General features: G+C 41.8%; 14 protein-coding genes and 4 tRNA genes. 11 read left to right on the top strand and 7 right to left on the bottom strand.

Annotated features, from left to right (window positions below):
* The first annotated feature begins 59 nt into the window (after positions 1–59).
* From QR40_RS03935 to QR40_RS03950, 4 genes are all read left to right on the top strand, one after another.
* Positions 60–131: transfer RNA gene (locus QR40_RS03935), tRNA-Asn, on the top strand.
* Between the two features lie 55 nt (positions 132–186).
* Positions 187–258: transfer RNA gene (locus QR40_RS03940), tRNA-Glu, on the top strand.
* Between the two features lie 67 nt (positions 259–325).
* Positions 326–396, top strand: a tRNA-Cys gene (locus QR40_RS03945).
* 164 nt (positions 397–560) lie between these two features.
* Positions 561–1,973, top strand: a complete 1,413-nt coding sequence (locus tag QR40_RS03950; protein WP_160295769.1) for a GntR family transcriptional regulator — start codon at positions 561–563, stop codon at positions 1,971–1,973.
* A 157-nt stretch (positions 1,974–2,130) separates the two neighbouring features.
* Here QR40_RS03950 and QR40_RS03955 read toward each other — a convergent pair.
* Positions 2,131–2,201: transfer RNA gene (locus QR40_RS03955), tRNA-Cys, on the bottom strand.
* Positions 2,202–2,532: 331 nt separating this feature from the next.
* On the opposite strand from QR40_RS03955, the gene QR40_RS03960 reads away from it, so the two are divergent.
* The 4 genes from QR40_RS03960 (at position 2,533) to QR40_RS03975 (ending at position 6,970) form a co-directional block, all read left to right on the top strand.
* Positions 2,533–4,059: an alpha/beta hydrolase gene (locus QR40_RS03960; RefSeq protein ID WP_044293563.1), complete on the top strand. Its 1,527-nt coding sequence runs from the start codon at positions 2,533–2,535 to the stop codon at positions 4,057–4,059.
* 13 nt (positions 4,060–4,072) lie between these two features.
* The gene (locus tag QR40_RS03965) at positions 4,073–4,738 is read left to right on the top strand and encodes a YjjG family noncanonical pyrimidine nucleotidase (protein WP_027295842.1); all 666 of its coding nucleotides are present in this window, start codon (positions 4,073–4,075) and stop codon (positions 4,736–4,738) included.
* A 251-nt stretch (positions 4,739–4,989) separates the two neighbouring features.
* On the top strand, positions 4,990–6,162 hold the full coding sequence (locus QR40_RS03970) for a M24 family metallopeptidase (RefSeq protein ID WP_044293564.1): 1,173 nt from the start codon (positions 4,990–4,992) through the stop codon (positions 6,160–6,162).
* 265 nt (positions 6,163–6,427) lie between these two features.
* On the top strand, positions 6,428–6,970 hold the full coding sequence (locus tag QR40_RS03975; RefSeq protein WP_027295844.1) for a GNAT family N-acetyltransferase: 543 nt from the start codon (positions 6,428–6,430) through the stop codon (positions 6,968–6,970).
* A 185-nt stretch (positions 6,971–7,155) separates the two neighbouring features.
* On the opposite strand, the gene QR40_RS03980 is transcribed toward QR40_RS03975, so the two are convergent.
* Positions 7,156–7,512 (bottom strand): P-II family nitrogen regulator, encoded by a 357-nt coding sequence (locus QR40_RS03980; RefSeq protein ID WP_081820366.1) that lies wholly within the window; start codon positions 7,510–7,512, stop codon positions 7,156–7,158.
* A 19-nt stretch (positions 7,513–7,531) separates the two neighbouring features.
* Positions 7,532–8,770, bottom strand: a complete 1,239-nt coding sequence (locus QR40_RS03985; protein ID WP_044293565.1) for an ammonium transporter — start codon at positions 8,768–8,770, stop codon at positions 7,532–7,534.
* Between the two features lie 365 nt (positions 8,771–9,135).
* Between QR40_RS03985 and QR40_RS03990 the strand changes: the two genes are divergently transcribed.
* Both QR40_RS03990 and QR40_RS30685 read left to right on the top strand, forming a co-directional pair.
* Positions 9,136–9,972, top strand: a complete 837-nt coding sequence (locus QR40_RS03990; protein ID WP_044293566.1) for a NisI/SpaI family lantibiotic immunity lipoprotein — start codon at positions 9,136–9,138, stop codon at positions 9,970–9,972.
* A gap of 125 nt (positions 9,973–10,097) precedes the next feature.
* The gene (locus tag QR40_RS30685; protein ID WP_081998789.1) at positions 10,098–10,292 is read left to right on the top strand and encodes a helicase associated domain-containing protein; all 195 of its coding nucleotides are present in this window, start codon (positions 10,098–10,100) and stop codon (positions 10,290–10,292) included.
* Positions 10,293–10,362: 70 nt separating this feature from the next.
* On the opposite strand, the gene lysA is transcribed toward QR40_RS30685, so the two are convergent.
* Positions 10,363–11,622, bottom strand: coding sequence for a diaminopimelate decarboxylase (gene lysA, locus QR40_RS04000; protein ID WP_044293568.1), 1,260 nt, complete (start codon positions 11,620–11,622; stop codon positions 10,363–10,365).
* A gap of 201 nt (positions 11,623–11,823) precedes the next feature.
* Between lysA and QR40_RS04005 the strand changes: the two genes are divergently transcribed.
* Positions 11,824–12,696 (top strand): LysR family transcriptional regulator, encoded by an 873-nt coding sequence (locus QR40_RS04005; protein ID WP_044293569.1) that lies wholly within the window; start codon positions 11,824–11,826, stop codon positions 12,694–12,696.
* Between the two features lie 20 nt (positions 12,697–12,716).
* Here the strand turns inward: QR40_RS04005 and zwf are convergent, their stop codons facing one another.
* From zwf to QR40_RS04020, 3 genes are all read right to left on the bottom strand, one after another.
* Entirely contained in the window at positions 12,717–14,114 is a 1,398-nt protein-coding gene (zwf, locus tag QR40_RS04010; RefSeq protein ID WP_044293570.1) for a glucose-6-phosphate dehydrogenase, read from the bottom strand.
* Complete coding sequence (gene gndA / locus QR40_RS04015; protein WP_044293968.1) at positions 14,111–15,526, bottom strand: NADP-dependent phosphogluconate dehydrogenase; 1,416 nt, start codon at positions 15,524–15,526, stop codon at positions 14,111–14,113. The genes zwf and gndA overlap by 4 nt, the downstream gene beginning before the upstream one ends.
* A gap of 186 nt (positions 15,527–15,712) precedes the next feature.
* Positions 15,713–16,762, bottom strand: coding sequence for a lactonase family protein (locus QR40_RS04020; RefSeq protein WP_044293571.1), 1,050 nt, complete (start codon positions 16,760–16,762; stop codon positions 15,713–15,715).
* Positions 16,763–16,993: the final 231 nt, after the last annotated feature.

The following is a 16,993-nucleotide window of genomic DNA, read 5'->3' on the forward strand; positions in this document are numbered from 1 at the left end:
TTTGATGAATTTCTGTATGTGGTTTTGAAGGTATATGGCTTTTCCAAAAAGCAGTATAATCCTCGATAGCTCAATGGTAGAGCATTCGGCTGTTAACCGAAGGGTTGTTGGTTCGAGCCCAACTCGGGGAGCTAAGTACTTAACAAAATGGCTAAGTATTTAAAAGGATAAAAGGCAGTAAAGCAAGGCTCCATGGTCAAGCGGTTAAGACACCGCCCTTTCACGGCGGTAACAGGGGTTCAAATCCCCTTGGAGTCATTTGATTTGATTAAATTATTTTTAGGAATATTTGATCATCGGGATGAATATAATAGATAATAGATACGGCGACATAGCCAAGTGGTAAGGCATGGGTCTGCAACACCCTGATCACCAGTTCAAATCTGGTTGTCGCCTCTTTAGAAGCTCTAGAAAGAATACTTTCTAGAGCTTTTTCCATTCATTATATTTGAGAGTATAGATATAATAATAAAAACAAATCCGAAATTCAGTTATATGTGTTATTATATATACATGTTATGTATATTTTATACACTGGAAAAATTGTGGAAAGGAAGTACATGATGCATAACCCTAACAGTCAGGAACAAACTATTTATCGCATACTTGCGGGGCAGATACAACTGGGTTTCTTTGATGACGGAGAGCATTTTCCATCAGCCCGGGATATTGCAAAACGCTATCAGGTTTCGTATTGCCCTGCACAGCGGGCTCTCAAAATGCTTGAAAATGATGGTTTTATAAAACTTAACCGTGGTAAAGCCACCTCTATATTATCGAAACCATATGAAAATTATCTTGAAAGTGATACTTTTAAAAAACGTGCTGCTGCATTACTTGACTTAAGTAGAAGTCTCAAGTTAATTTTACCGGTTATCTGTTATCAGAGTTTGTATCATATTGAAAAGTTATACCCAGACATTTCAGAGACATTTATTTATGGAGGTGTTTTTGTTGACAGGCATTTGTATCAGCAATTTGAAAAATGTTTGCATGCGCTCATAAATCAAACAGCATTCAGCCTTTACAATGATGTCCTTATTTTTGCCGAAAGTTCCTTTACGGATGTACTTTATACCCATTGCGGAAAAAGTGAAACAGTTTTGTTTTTGCAGGATATAAATGAGAAATATGTTCAGTGCATATTTGAGTTTCAAAAGGGAAACAGGAGTCTGGTAAAACAAAAGGTAGAACAATTAATTGAAAAATTATTTAATAAAATAGAGAACTGCTTAGAAGTATTCGCAGCGAACCTGGAAAATGCGGGTCAGGAATCCTTTTGTTGGGAGCCTCGTAAAGGACGAACCAGATACTGCGATATCATTGCAATTGACATGATATGTAAAATTAATCAGGGGGACTATCCGATTGGGGAACTGCTGCCTGGCACTTCAGCATTAGCAGATGTTTATCATGTATCAGAAATCACGATGCGCCGTACCATCGGCTTACTGAATAAACTGGGCGTAGCAAAAACAATGAATGGCGTAGGAACCAGGGCAATTGCTCATGGAGAACCCGAAACGCTGTATAATGTGAAGGGGTTAATGCTGGAATATAAATTGAAAACTTTTCTGGAAGCCATGCAACTGCTGATTATAACAAGCGAACCCGTTTTTCAGTGTGTATTTCCTTATATCCCGGAGAGATTATTGGATTCCATTGGGGAAGCAATATCCATATCAGATGAAAAAAGATCTCTGGTTGCAACGCTTAGTGCGGGATTGCAGGCGGTAGTTCATCATTGTCCACTTGCTGCGATACGCGAAATTTACAGTAAAATCACGTTGCTTTTATTAAATGGAAGTATTCTGCGTATAGAGGAAAGCGGTGAAGAACCAGTCCTCCATTGGTCAAGTATATCACATGACATAAGGGAAAGCATACATGCCAGGAATAGTAAACAGTTCGGACATGCATTCCGGGAATTAACGGAGAATAATTATGATGTCATCAATATGACGATTACGTAGATTGGGAAAGGATTTTTTTTATTCCATAAACAGCCATGAGTATCTGGGGGCAGTATCAATGAAAATTTAAGTTTATGATGCTGCACCCGGCAGATGGTTTGTTTATCATTCAGAGATAAAAAAAGCCCGGAAATTCATAATTTCCGGGAAAATTAACAGGCGACAACCAGATTTGAACTGGTGATCAGGGTGTTGCAGACCCATGCCTTACCACTTGGCTATGTCGCCGCATCTCTTAACTATTATATTCTACCAAATCCCAATTTATACGTCAACTACAAATTTTATAAAACTTCTATATCTTCTGTATTAAATGATTGATTTTCTTTTTACTTCCCAATATAATAATTATACAGTCATATAGCTAAATTTACTATCTGTATTTCAATCACCAAAAACGGTATATTATGCACCTGCTATTGAGCTTTATGGGGGCTGTGCTATAATGAAGCCAACTCAGGAGGGAGATCAGTATGAAGGTCAGTAGTAAGGGCATAAGCTGATTCTACCGGGGGATAGATCATGTTGGTATATAAACGCGTACAGATAGGAGGATATTATGAAGAAGAGAGCTAAATTAGTAGTCATGGTATTAGGAATAGCGCTGGCAATAGCTGGCTGCGGACAGGACAAAAGCAGTACGGCACAAAGTGAAACGGTGACCCAGGTTAGTACTCAGGGAAGTACCCAGGGAAGTACCGGGGAAACAACGCAGGAAACAAAAGAGAGCAAAGCTGAAACAGAATCCGTAAAAGAAACAGCAGCAAATACCGGATCAGAGGCACCGAGTGAGGCTGCAAAGGAAAATGGGAATGGGGAACAGAGCGATTCTGCCGGAGCAAGTGAGGATGAAGGAAAATTGCTGGAACAGGCAAAGGCATTTGCAAATGATATTGTAACCGGAGATTATGAGAAGATAAAATCGGATTATCAGTTTGAAGACCAGTTAAAAGAAGTTTTGGATAATGGACAGCTGGAACAGTCTTTAGCACCGGCAATTGCCGCATCCGGGAAGTTAAATGAAATGAAAGAGGCATGGGTCAGCAGCCGGTCACAGTATACGAATGTAGAGGTTCCATGTGATTTTGAAACTCAACCCTGGAATATGGTGATCAGTTTTAATAAAGAAGGTAAAATCGGCGGAATCCATACAGGAGAGTATAAGGAAGCTTCGGAAGAAACATCCATGCCGGAAGGCGTAAAAGAGACTGCGATGAATTTAAAAGTAAAAGATGGATGGGAATTGCCTGGAATCTTTACCCAGCCGGAAAATAAGACCGAATATGCAGCCGTGGTATTTGTCCACGGCTCTGGTTCGTCTGATAAGGATGAGTCACTGGGACAGCTCAAGCCGTTCCGTGATCTGGCATGGGGGCTTGCCCAGAAGGGTGTGGCATCTTACCGCTATGATAAGATCAGTTATGTATACGGAAAAGAGCTTGCAGCCGATCCGGATTTTACGGTATATGACGAAACGGTTAATGATGCGGTGGCTGCCGTTAAAATGCTAAGAGAACTAAAGGGGATCACAAAAGTGTATGTGGTAGGACATAGCCAGGGCGGACAGATGATGCCGGCAATTGCAGAAGCAGCGTCGCCGGATGGATGTATTATGATGGCAGCTCCGGCAAGAGGATTTGCAGAGACGATAGAGAGACAGTGTAAATATCTTCAAAGTCTGGAGAAGAATCCTACAGAAGAGGTAACTAAATCTTATGAGAATATGTTTAAAGAAATTGACAAGATGAAAAATATTGACTCTCTGGGAGCTGATGAAAAGATAATGGGACAATCGGTTAAATACATGAAAAGTATTTTTGATTTCGACAGTATCAAGGAGGCAGAGAAGATGACCATGCCTGTTCTCGTTTTGCAGGGGGAAGAAGATTATCAGGTTACAATGGATGACTTTAAAATATGGGAGGAACATTTTAAGGAAAAAGCTAACTGGGAATTTCAATCCTTCCCTGGCTTAACTCATGTATTTATGCCCGGTAAATATGAGGACGGAGCAGCTAATTATCAGGGAGAGAAGCATATACCGGAAGAAGTTATGGCAAGTATAGCCACGTTTGTGGAAAAATAGAAGGAGGTATCCAATGCATTACCAAGATTTACTGTTCGACCTGGATGAAACTTTATTTGATTTTAAAGCATGTGAGCAAAGAGCACTCCATGTAATATTTGAGCGGTACAATATTGAATTCACTAAGGAATTGATGGAGTGTTATTCCAGGATTAACCATCATATGTGGCATGAGTATGAGTTTGGAAATGTTACAAGGGAGGAAGTACTGGATAAGCGCTTCCGGCTAACTTTTCAGGAACTGGGAATCAAGGGGATTGCGGATAGCTTTGAAGAGGAATATCAAGATGAGCTGGCAAATGGGGCAATGATGAAAGAGGGTGCTTTAGAAGCCGTGAAACATTTGAGTGAGAACCACCGTTTGTATGTAGTATCAAATGGGGTGGCTACCACCCAGTATGCCAGACTTCATGCAAGCGGACTGTATCCTTTCTTTGAGGCATATTTTATCAGTGAAGAAGTGGGATACCAGAAACCGCAGATTGAGTTCATGGAATATGTAAAGGCTCATATTCCCGGTTTTGATCAGTCAGCTGCCCTGTTAATCGGTGACAGTGAAGCAAGTGATATTCAGGGGGCTGTGAATCTGGGGATACATTCCTGTATCATCGGAGGTAAAAGTGCCCTGGCAACATATGAGATTAGCCGGCTGGATGAACTATTTGACATTGTGGATTAAAAGAAAGATTTCCTGTACTCGGAAGGGTCATGGCTCTGGGATTAAAACAGACGGAACTGAATTAGATAGCAGCCCAAGAAAGTGATACTTTTACACAAGATAACAGGATGACATCTGAAATAATACAGGTATAATAATATTAAATAATATTTTATGGTTAGAGTAAAACTGCAAATAATCAGGTGTACACAATCAAGTATGCGGTTAAATATACAATGCCAGGTATCGAAGGTGAAAAGGAGAAAATCAGTATGCAGCAGGAAGCAGTCAGAATACCAAGAGAAGAATATCACAAACGTTGGGAGAAGGTTCAGAAGATAATGAAAGATCATCAATTGGATGTAATCCTGACTTATAGTGATGACAGAGCCACACATGGCAATGCATATGCCAGATATTATGCGGATTTACCAACCCATTTTGAAAATGTGCTGTTGATGTTTTTGGCAGACAGTGACCCGGTCATTTTAACCGGACCGGAAACGGAAGGGTATGCAAAAGAGATTTCTGCAATTCATAATATCAAAGTTTTATCTGAATTTTCTGCTGAGGATGAAGACTATCCATTTTCTGTGGTCGAGCCCTTGGAGCAGATTGTGAAGCAGTGTGTGCTGAAAAGTCCCGAAAGAGTTGGGATTGCCGGAAAGCTTTATATGGGGGCGGAACTCTATGAGGCGGTTGAAAGTGCTTTCCAGTCAGCAAAACTGGTGGATGCAGATAAACTTCTGGAGCCGATGAGAGGTGTGAAGTCCCGGGCAGAGATCGCAGTGATACGAAAAGCTTATGAAATTGCAACAGCAGGAATGCAGGCGGCGGTTGCGGCAGTGCGGCCGGGTATTACAGAGCGTGAAGTTGCTGCGGAGGCTGAATATGTAATGCGTAAAATGGGATGTGAAGGATATGGGATTGATCCGATTGTTGCTTCCGGACAAAATACCAGGCATATTTTAGCACGCACGACGAATCGCAGGATTGAAGAAAATGATGTGGTTATTATCACACTGGCACCCCGGTATGAAGGCTATCATGGGGCCTGTGGCAGAACAATACTCGTTGGAAATCCAGGAGAAAAGGTAAAAGCGGCTGTTGATGCAGCGATTCGGGCGCAGGAGGTATGTGCCGAAAACCTGCTTCCGGGAAAAATAGGAAGTATGGTGGAAGCAATGGGAAGACAGGTCATGAAGGAGGCGGGGTATGAGAAAAACTTTATGTATTCCGGGCTTCATAGTATTGGGGTTATAGAGTTTGAACCGCCTATACTGGGACCGTCCAGCAGTGTAATGATAGAGAAAGACATGGTTATTTCCGTTGATATTCCATTATTTGAGGCTGATATTCCGGGGATGCGTTTCGAGGACGGATACCTGATCCTGGAACATGGTATGGAAAAATTGACCGATATTCCATTGCTTATTCAGAAATAATAAGATTATATAGCTATATAATGGCGGCACCCATCTGGGCGCTGCCTTTTTTGACGATTTGGAAAAACGATGGAAAAGCATAGGCACAGGTATAATACGGCAGGTAAACTACACCTGCTTTTACTTGTTATTTTTTGAATGATAGGCTATAATGTCCCCATAGAATTTATATTGAAGAGTTTTATTCCGGATTTTCATAATATAGGAGTATAAGAAAAGCAATCAGACTTGAACTGACAGATTCAATGGCAGCAGGGAGGAATTTATGAAGGAATTGAAAACGAAACGTCTGATCATCCGTAGATTTCTGGAAAGTGACTGGGAGGACCTGTATGAATATCTGGCGGATGAAGAAGTTGTGTATTATGAACCATATGAGGTTTTTTCCAGGGAGAAGTGCCAGGAGGAGGCCAGAATCCGTTCGGTCAGCAAGGCATTTTGGGCAGTGTGCCTTCAGGAAAACGGGAAAATGATCGGGAACCTTTATTTTGAAAGAGGAAAGTTTGATACCTGGGAGATTGGGTATGTATTCAATAATAAGTACCAGGGGCGGGGATATGCGGCAGAGGCGGCAAAGGCACTGCTGGAAGAAGGGTTTCAGAATTGGGGAGTCCGCCGCGTGGTGGCTAAGTGTAATCCGGGGAATCAGCAGTCCTGGAAACTGATGGAACGTCTTGGAATGCGAAGGGAAGGATTTTTGGTTAAGAATATTTTCTTTAAGTCTGATGTAAATGGGAAACCAATATGGCAGGATACGTATGAATATGGAATTTTAAAAGAAGAGTGGGAATTTGATAGAGACATGTAGTACAGAAGCTGCAGAGATAGAATTAAAACTTTTATGTATGCCCGGTTTGAGGATTTATAATGGAAGAAACAGATGAAATAGCAAAAAGTCCGGTATACGGAGTACCGGTAAAACAGTTCTTGAAATTCGAATATAAGCGTGTTTGAAAAGAAGTTTGGTCTTACTTTTCATACACGCTTTTTATATTAATTATCTGACTGCAGCGCCTCATAGCCTGTTTCACAGGTACGGATTTTCATTGCACTTCGGATTTCATAACTGAATATCTTTCCATCGCCCACTTCTCCTGTAAAGGCGGCTTTTTGAATGGCATTTATTACCTTTTCCTCCCATTCTTCTGAGGATACTACAATTTCAAATTTAATTTTAGGCTGCATCATCAGATCTACCTGGGTTCCCCGTACGATTTCTTTGTATCCGCGCTGTACACCGCAGCCCATGACCTGGGAAATGGTGATCCCATTTACCTGAATTGCATCCAGAGCTTCCTTTACATCTTCAAATTTTTCTTCCCGTACGATTGCTTCTATTTTAATAATCATGAATGAATCCTCCTGTTTCTTAATCAAATCCATTGAAAGATGGATAAGCGCTTTCGCCGTGTTCTGAAATATCAAGACCAAGCTGTTCCTCCTTGGGAGTTACCCGAAGTGGTGTGAACAGTTTTACAATTCCCACACAGATTAAGGTTCCTGCTGCCGCAACGGCAATGGATATCAGAATGCCAGTGATCTGTGCCATGAACAGGCGGGTATCCCCAAATACCAGACCATCCCATTTTGCCGTACTGTTAATGGAGCTTCTGGCAAACAGGCCGGTTGCAATACCGCCCCATATTCCGCCGATTCCATGGCATCCAAAAGCATCCAGGGCATCATCTGCTTTCAGGTGCTTTTTAATAAAAGTTACGGTAACATAGCAGATTGGGCTGACCAGTCCGCCAATTATAAATGCAGACCAGACGGGGACGAACCCGGCACCCGGTGTGATTGCTACCAAACCTACCACAAGGCCGGTGGATGCACCTACGATGGTTGGCTTACCTTCTTTTATCACATCGATCAGCATCCAGGATAATAGAGCAGTTGCTGCAGATAGTGCAGAGGTTATAAATGCATGAGCAGCCAATCCATTTGCACCAAGAGCGCTTCCGGCATTGAATCCAAACCATCCAAACCAGAGCAGTGATGCACCAAGAACCACAAATGGAATATTGTGTATCCGGTATGAAGTGGTCTCGTATCCACGCCTTCTTCCAAGGAAGAGTGCAAGAAGAAGTGCGCTGACTCCGGAACTGATGTGAACTACGTTACCGCCGGCAAAATCAATGGAGCCAATAGCTGAAAGGAAACCGCCTTCGCCCCAGACCATATGGGCTAACGGATAATAGACGATGACAGACCATAGGCATATAAACAGGAAGAGAGCTTTAAACCGTATACGCCCAACCAGGGCACCTGTAATCAGAGCAGGAGTGATCATGGCAAACATCATCTGAAATGCAGCAAATACCAGATGGGGCAGAGTATCGGAATATGGACCGGCATCCATTCCCACCCCTTGAAAGGAAAACCATCTGAAATCACCGATAATGCCAAGATGATTTCCGCCAAAGGAGAGGGAGTAGCCAAATAAAATCCACATGACAATGGACAGCCCCATTATAGAAACGCATGCCATCATAGTATTGCATACATTTTTGCGCCGCACCAGCCCGCCGTAGAAAAATGCCAGCCCCGGTGTCATAAGGAAGACCAAAGCGGCTGAAATTAAAAGAAAAGCAGTATCACCAGTATTCATAGAAAGACCTCCTAACAGATAGATTTAGTGTAATGTCGCATTTATAAATAAAAAAGGTGTTCAGATAACACGTATGTATTATCTGAACACCTTCGTTCGGATGTATCATAGCACAGTTCATTTTAAGATGCAAGAAATATTTGTAATTCATTGGAAATCCGTAGGAAATTAGATTTGCAGAAATAAATTTATAGATTCCTTATATTTTATTGTTATGATCATGATATAAAAGTGAAACAGATAAAGAATTTAGTTTATAGAGTCTGAATTTTCACCAAGGTTCCAGTAGTCCATAAATCAGCAGTGTGATGAACTACTGGATATTGCAGGAACGTGTATCATGAAATACAGAGAGGAAGGAAAACATGAAAAAAGGAATAAAAATATGGATGGCTGCAGCAGTTGCAGCGATATTATGTATATCTGCGGCAGGATGCGGTTTGCTTAAAGAAGCAGTTAAAAGAAACCGGGAAGGAAAAGAGCAGTGTACAGTTAATGAGGAGGATGCGTCCAGGTTTTATATGGGTAATAAAGAATATACCATTCTGGAGGATACGTTAGGGCGGGATCAGCTGGGGGACTGGATTGGCTATATACAGAAATATGTATATCTAAATGATCAGAACCAGGTTGTTCTGGAAAAAGAGATAGAAGAAAATTTGACAAATATGGCAGATCTGGGAAAGGAACTGCCTGAAAATTCGGATTGTATGGTCACATTTTTGAATGTATTTCAGTTGAAGGATAGCCAGACGGAAGATGATGTAGTGATTGATGTGGGAAATGGATTTCATAAGGCTGTCACTCATCCGGATGATGAGCAGAAATCCAGGATTATTTCTTTTGAAAGGACCGAGGCAGAAGGTGCGGATGACTGGAAAGTGAATTCCCGGAACTGCAGGGAGTTGTTAAGGGGGAACCAGATCTATGAGATCACAGATATCCAGGTGCCAGAAGCATCAGATGGAAAATACCTGGGGAATTCAGGGGAGCATTATATATTTGATAACAACACCGGGCGGGCAATTCCCAGGGCAGATCTTATGGAAATAGAAACGGTACCGGGGCGGCTTTCCAGGCAGCAGAGAATGGATTGGTATTATGGAGGAATATATAGCTTACCGGGTGTGGAAGAAGAGGAAGCAGTTGCAGTAAAAATTAATGATCAGTTTTTAAAAGCAGTAATAAAAAAGGAGCAGTAAATTGTAATTTTATAAATGGGGTATTTTTTCTTTATTCACATCTATTACATGGAATACGGAGACTGGCAGGGAAGCATGAGATTCTCCGGATGTAAAAAGGCAGTACTGTTTCGGGGGATTTTGGAATTGCTCAGGATTATGCTTCAAGTAATGGAGGTTACCGATTGGGGTACTGGATCAATGCACAGCGGGAACGGAAGCGCGGTATACGATCCTACAGTCTGGATGATGAAAAAGTAGAGAAACTTAATCAAATAGGTATGCTGCGGGGACTTCGCAGCATGTGCCTCCGGGAACAGGATAATATACCGGCTAAATAAAAGTCTGACTGCACCAGCTAAAGAAGCTGATGCAGTCATTTTCATTTTTATATACAGTTTATGAGTAAGCTTATAGTAATACCAGATGATTCTTCAAGTCATCCAAAGTCTCCCGTTCCCTGATTACTACCACTTCTCCGCTTTCCCGTATTAAGATTTCAGCCGGACGGAGGCGGTTGTTATAGTTAGAGCTCATAACATACCCATAAGCGCCTGCATCCAGAATGCCAAGAATGTCACCTTCCTGGATTTCCGGCAGGTGCCTGTCTTTTGCCAGAATATCACCGCTTTCGCAGATATTGCCCACAATGGTTACGGCTTCTTCCCGCTCAGAAGGTGTATCGCTTCCACGATAAATCTCCACACCATGATATGAATCGTATAAAATAGGTCGTGACAGTACATTAAATCCTGTATCACAGCCAATATATTTATTATTATAATTATATTTTATGGAATGAACCTCACTCAAGAGCACACCGCATTCGGCACTGATATAACGGCCTGGTTCGATGCGGAAAGTAAGCTGTCTTCCATATTGTTCGCTGAATTTAAATAATGCTTCATCAATTTTCATGCCCAGCTCTTTCAGATCCAGAGGTGCTTCTCCATCTTCTTTCTTATATGGGATGCCAAAGCCGCCGCCCATATCTATAAATTCCAGCTCCGGGAATTGTTTTGCTATTGCAAATAAAGAACCCAGACTTTTGACGAAAGCGTCTCCGGTCATAAAAAGTGAGCCGATATGCTGGTTGATACCTGCAAGAGTAAGCTGAAATCTCTCCAATATTTCTTTTACCTGAGGTATAAATACCGGGTCCACACCGAATTTTGTTTTCTTTCCTGCGGTTACTACTTTTTCATGGTGTCCTGCACCGACCCCGGGGTTAAAACGGATTGCCACACGGCTTCCTGGTGCCAGGCGTCCATAGCGTTCTAACTGGCTGATGGAATCCACGCTTACCAGAACACCTTCTGAGATGGCATACTGCATTTCCTCATCGGATACATTATTGCCGATATAGAATATTTCGTCTGAAGTAAAACCGGCCAGTTTTTCAATATAAATCTCTCCCGGTGACATGGCATCTACTTCCAGGCCTTCCGACCTTACAATCTGGAGAAGAGCAGGATTGCTGTTTGCCTTTGCAGAAAAATCCACTACGAATTTTGGATAGGTGACCATGTTTTTAAGATCACGGCAGCGCTCTCTTAAAATTCTTTCATTATATACGTAAACCGGTGTGCCGTAAGCGGCTGCTAATTCTACCGGATTCTGATTTTCAAAAAAATGTGTCTGATCAGTTACTTTTGTGTAAATCTTTTGCATGCTGTTACCCCCATGTATTTTTTGTATTTATTGTTTTGATTAGAGCGTGTTTGTTGTTTGAAATTGTGTTCAGGTTAATGTATGTTAACGATAAAAGAACTTTATCTTGACTTATTATAACGTTTTCTTTATGATTTGTATAATGAATCTTTATGGAGAAAATAATCGATAATATCGATAGTAAAGGAGAACAGAAAACCGTTGAATATTGAAAATTTAAAAACATTTCTCACTCTGTCGGAACTTAAAAATTTTACCCAGACGGCAGACCAGTATTATATTGTTCAGTCCACTGTAACTAACCGCATTATGGAATTGGAAAAGGAACTGGGGAAAAAGCTGTTTATCAGGCAGAAGAAGTCTGTGGAACTGACAGAAGAGGGGAGGCGGTTTCTTCCATATGCCAAACGTATTGTGGAGCTGGAACATACGGCAGTTATGGAACTGGGGATGCTGCACAGCTTTGCGGAACACCTGCGCATAGGGACGGTTAATACAGTGTACGACTGCCATTTAACAAAATGCATGTCGAGGATATTAAGGGAATGTCCTGACATTTCGGTAAAAGTAATTATTGACCACTCCAATAAGCTGATCAGGATGCTGCAGGATGGGACTTTGGATGTGATTTTTACCTTTGTACCCACAGAGAGAACCGGATTTACCTGCATTCCATTTCAGACTGATGAACTGGTACTGGTAACTTCGTGGAATAATACAGAATATGAGAAAGGCATTACCAGGGACATACTGCAGAATCTGTATTATCTCTACTGTGATTTTGTATTAGGTGAGGGGGGCAATTTTATGCGGGATATATTCCCGAAAAAGAACCCGTTTCCATTTGAAATTGATAAAAGTACAAAATTGCTCCCATATCTGCTGGATGGTATCGGATACAGTTTTCTGCCCCGCAGTTTTGTGGGGAAGTATCTTGAGGATCAAAGGTTAAGAGAAATTCCGCTGCTGGATTTTGCTGCGCCTGTAATCCAAAGTTATTTCATTACGAAAGATTTAAAGACGCAGAAAAAAGCAGTGGCGGATTTTAAAAATATGATTTATACAACGGGGTAATAATGGAGGTGTCAGCCCTCCTATTCAAACCATTCATGGTTATAGTGATTCAGGAATTCGTCAGCCTCTGTGGGACCGTTGGTTTCTGGTGTATAAGGATATACGGGAAGGTTTTGCTTATAGTAAACTTTACGTATATTCTCAATAAATTTCCAGCTTGTTTCGATCTGATCCCACTGTGAGAACCAGGAGCGTTCACCCTGCATGCACGCGTCCAGCATACGTTCATAAGCTTCCGGTGTATTGATCCGGAAAATATCCAGACAGCTCTGGCAGAAATCCATTTTGGTCTGAACGATCTCATCCGTATCACCTGGGTTTTTGATATTAAACTGGAGATATACGCCTTCTGTCGGCTGGATTTTTATATTTAAAATATTTGGCGCTATCTCAGGTGAAGAGCGGCGAAAAACAATTGCCACATCCATTTCCCTGTGTCCCAGTTTTTTTCCGGTACGTATATAAAAAGGCATGTTTTTCCAGCGTTTATTCTCTACAAAAAGGCGCAGAGCCGCATAAGTCTCTGTAGTGGAGTTGGGATCAACATTTTTTTCTTCCAGATATCCTTCGTATTGCCCCAGGAGCAGGGAATCTTTAATATTTTTTGCTTTAACAGGCCGCAGAGACCGTAGAACTTTAATCTGTTCCGCGTGCATTTCCGAACCGGAAAATTGTTCCGGCTGCTCCATGGCTACGATGGATAATATCTGAAATAGATGGTTCTGGACCATATCTTTTAGTGCTCCGCTGGAATCATAATAGCCGCCTCTTGTCTCAACGCCTACATCTTCCAGTGCAGATATCTGGATGCATTCAATATGCTCTGCACTCCAGAGATTGCTGAAGATAGGGTTGGTAAAGCGTATTGTCTGGATATTACGTACCATTTCTTTACCCAGATAATGATCAATGCGGTAAATATGATCAGGAGAAAAAAATGCCTCCATTTTTTGATTCAGTGCATCAGCAGCAGCCAGATTTTCACCGAAAGGTTTTTCAATGATCACCTTGCCGTTTTCCGCACCGTCTACGCCGGTCAGCCCTTCTACAATAATACCAAAGAAGCGGGGGGCTACGGCAAAATAGAAGATATGGGAATAAAGCTGATGTTCCTGATAATAACGGTTTAGTCCTTCATATGCTTCCTTATCCGAAAAATCCATCTGGTAATAATGGATTCTGGATGCAAATCCGGCAAAATCCTCTTCTGTATAAGGAAGTCTGGAGAATTTAGATACCCAGTCCCGGGCAATTGCCCTGTAATCATCATCGCTGTAACTGCGTCTTCCGATAATTACAATCCGGTCGTCTGCACCAAGGCGCCCGGAAACACACATATTATAAAGAGCCGGTAAAAGCTTACGAAATGTCAGATCACCTGTTCCGCCGAATATTGTAAATGTCAGATTTTGATTCATGATAATTTCCCCCAATCGTGATGGAAGCTGCCATCTCTGTCGATCCGCTTGTAAGTGTGGGCACCAAAGCAGTCCCGTTGTGCCTGAATCAGGTTTGCCCCTACTGCATCGCCACGAAAAGCGTCGATATAGGAGAGTGCATTGGCCATTGCAGGCATTGGAATGCCATTGTTGATTCCGGTAATTACCGCAGTTCTGAGGCTTTTTAAGTTATGATCAATTCTGGATAAGAAAAAGTCATCCAGGATCAGATTATCTAATTGCGGGTTTTTACGAAAAGCAAGAGTAATATCGTTTAGGAATTCCGCCTGAATAATGCAGCCTGCCCGGAAAATTGCTGCAATATTACCGAAATCCAGATTCCAGCCATATAGGGAAGAAGCATCTTTTAGCATGGAAAAACCCTGGGCGTAAGCTGCTATCTTGGCAGCGTAGAGTCCTTCCCGGACAATTTCCCCGAAGTATTCATCATGTTGTTTCGAAGCAGATACAGACGGTCCATGGAGGCGTTCGCCGGCTTCTTTCCGTTCCTCTATACGATTCGACATAATTCTTGCGTTGCATGCGGCTGTAATCATGGAAATATCAACGCCCTGTTTTAAAGCTTCAATACTTGCCCATCTTCCTGTGCCTTTCTGCTGGGCACTGTCCAGGATATAATCCAGAAGTTCGCCTTCCTGGAAATCATCTTTTTCATGGAAGATGTCTGCTGTGATACCGATCAGATAGCTTTGCAGCTCGCCCTGATTCCACTGTGCGAATATGTCCCCAATTGCCTGATTATCGTATCCGCCCGCATGTTTCAGCAGAAGATATGATTCTGCAATCAGCTGCATATCCGCATATTCAATACCGTTATGAACCATTTTTACATAGTGTCCCGCACCATCAGGTCCCATGTAACTGCAGCAGGGTTCTCCTTTAGCACGGGCGGCAATTGCTTCCAGGACAGGCTTGATTTCATCGTAAGTATCCCTGTTTCCACCCGGCATAATGGACGGACCGAAACGCGCTCCTTTTTCACCGCCGGAAATGCCTACACCGTAGTAATGAATTCCTTTTTCTTCTAATAAAGTGTACCGTCTCCTGGTATCTTCAAAAAATGAATTTCCACCATCCATTATAATGTCACCCGGCTGAAGTAAAGGGATTAATTGTTCAATTACAAGATCTACTGGTTTTCCCGCCTGTATCATCAGCATAATTTTTCTGGGAGCCGCCAATGCGCCGACCATCTCTTTCAAATCATAATAAGGTGTAAAATTTTCATGTGGGTGGTCTTGTATAAGTGTATCTGTTACCTCCCTGCTTCTGTTATACCCGCCAACCATAAAACCATGGTCCGCCATGTTAAGTGCCAGGCTTCTGCCCATAACTGCTAATCCTATAATTCCTATATCTAATTTTTTCATTCTGTATACCTTAAGCATTGCATGTTCCCTGCAATACTGCCACATTTAGTTATACTGAAGGATAAACCCTGTGGCATCCTTTCTATTTTACATTTTCCTTCAGCTATATGAAATTCATGTTCAGCGGATTTAGGATATATCCCAAAATACCCGCATCATTTAGCGTAAATCTGATATTTAACCGGATCATCTGCTTTTTGTTTTTGATAGTGTTTCTGCTTCTAAAATAATGCCAACTCCTTCGGCTATGGGAACTCTGGAACAGACATCCTCCAGAAATCCGGTAATGCTGTTTCTGCACAGACATACCATTTCATTTGAAGTACGGTTAACCGTTATAAGGTAGCGACCATTAGGTGAAAGAATAAAATCCCTGGGATGGCCGCCCTGACAGGAAGCATATTGAATTGCCTTAGGAAACTCACTGGTAAGGGATATTACCGTAATCATGTCAGCCCCCCGGACGGAAACATATAGAAAATGCTCATCCGGTGAGAGGCGGATTGCTGCAGATGCGTTCTCACTGCCGCTGTGGCTTTCCGGGTTCAGAACAGAAATCTGTGACAAAAGCCGGAAATCCAAATCATCGCTCAAAGAAAAGGTAAACAATTCATTACTGCGTTCACTGACTACATACAACCGGTTATGGCTCATATTGAATATGCCGTGTCTGGGTCCGCTGCCTTTCGGAAAACTTATGATACCGGCGGTCTGATAGTCAGCGGATGCATCAAAGATACGTATTTCATCCATTTCCAGACAGGGAACCAGCATATAATGGCTATGGAAAAGTATTTGATGGCAGCCCGCCAGAGGTGCAATTTCAATTTTTTTATAAAGGATAAGGCCTTCCGTCTCTTTTTGGTAAATGCAGACAGTGCCTTCATGATAATTGGCTGTGTAAATACATGAGCTGTCCTGATATAGAAAGCATGCCGTTTTATGCTCTGCCAATAACTCCATGCATGTCGTTTTGTGTTCCGCAGATAACTCTGTTTTTCCCTGCATTAAGGGGGATTCTGAAGCGGTATCCAAAAGACAGACTCCTGCCTTGCCGTCTTTTTCCAATGGCACAGCCAGAGAGTTTTCCCAAAGAGCTGCACATTTTGCGTTTCTTGCCGGATAAAATAAGGATGGATCCGTTAGCGCTCCTGTAATTGTATTAAATTGAAAATGAAAAATTCCCGGACTTTTTTCTGAATAATATGTTCCGATATAACCATTTAATATGTTCATGACAATCCTCCCTGATGATAGATGCTCGAAGACTCCTGTTTTATGAGTCATATCTGAAATATTAGTGTAACCTGTGACATTTCAAATATTCCCAGACTTCATGATATCCGGCACATTTTGTATATAAATATGCGGAATTTGATAATGACAGATCAAAATATGAAATAAAAGCAGGCAGATTTTTCGATTTGTAATAACTAGTAAAATACTAGTAATAGTAATTATTATTGT

The sequence above is a fragment of the Robinsoniella peoriensis genome, from assembly GCF_000797495.1.
GTDB classification, from domain to species: domain Bacteria; phylum Bacillota; class Clostridia; order Lachnospirales; family Lachnospiraceae; genus Robinsoniella; species Robinsoniella peoriensis.

Excerpts from the sequence above, each read along its gene's own strand:
- QR40_RS03950 (WP_160295769.1), top strand. The coding sequence starts at position 561 with ATGATGCATAACCCTAACAGTCAGGAACAAACTATTTATCGCATACTT.
- QR40_RS03960 (WP_044293563.1), top strand. The coding sequence starts at position 2,533 with ATGAAGAAGAGAGCTAAATTAGTAGTCATGGTATTAGGAATAGCGCTG.
- QR40_RS03965 (WP_027295842.1), top strand. The coding sequence starts at position 4,073 with ATGCATTACCAAGATTTACTGTTCGACCTGGATGAAACTTTATTTGAT.
- QR40_RS03970 (WP_044293564.1), top strand. The coding sequence starts at position 4,990 with ATGCAGCAGGAAGCAGTCAGAATACCAAGAGAAGAATATCACAAACGT.
- QR40_RS03975 (WP_027295844.1), top strand. The coding sequence starts at position 6,428 with ATGAAGGAATTGAAAACGAAACGTCTGATCATCCGTAGATTTCTGGAA.
- QR40_RS03980 (WP_081820366.1), bottom strand. The coding sequence starts at position 7,512 with ATGATTATTAAAATAGAAGCAATCGTACGGGAAGAAAAATTTGAAGAT.
- QR40_RS03985 (WP_044293565.1), bottom strand. The coding sequence starts at position 8,770 with ATGAATACTGGTGATACTGCTTTTCTTTTAATTTCAGCCGCTTTGGTC.
- QR40_RS03990 (WP_044293566.1), top strand. The coding sequence starts at position 9,136 with ATGAAAAAAGGAATAAAAATATGGATGGCTGCAGCAGTTGCAGCGATA.
- lysA (WP_044293568.1), bottom strand. The coding sequence starts at position 11,622 with ATGCAAAAGATTTACACAAAAGTAACTGATCAGACACATTTTTTTGAA.
- zwf (WP_044293570.1), bottom strand. The coding sequence starts at position 14,114 with ATGAATCAAAATCTGACATTTACAATATTCGGCGGAACAGGTGATCTG.
- gndA (WP_044293968.1), bottom strand. The coding sequence starts at position 15,526 with ATGAAAAAATTAGATATAGGAATTATAGGATTAGCAGTTATGGGCAGA.
- QR40_RS04020 (WP_044293571.1), bottom strand. The coding sequence starts at position 16,762 with ATGAACATATTAAATGGTTATATCGGAACATATTATTCAGAAAAAAGT.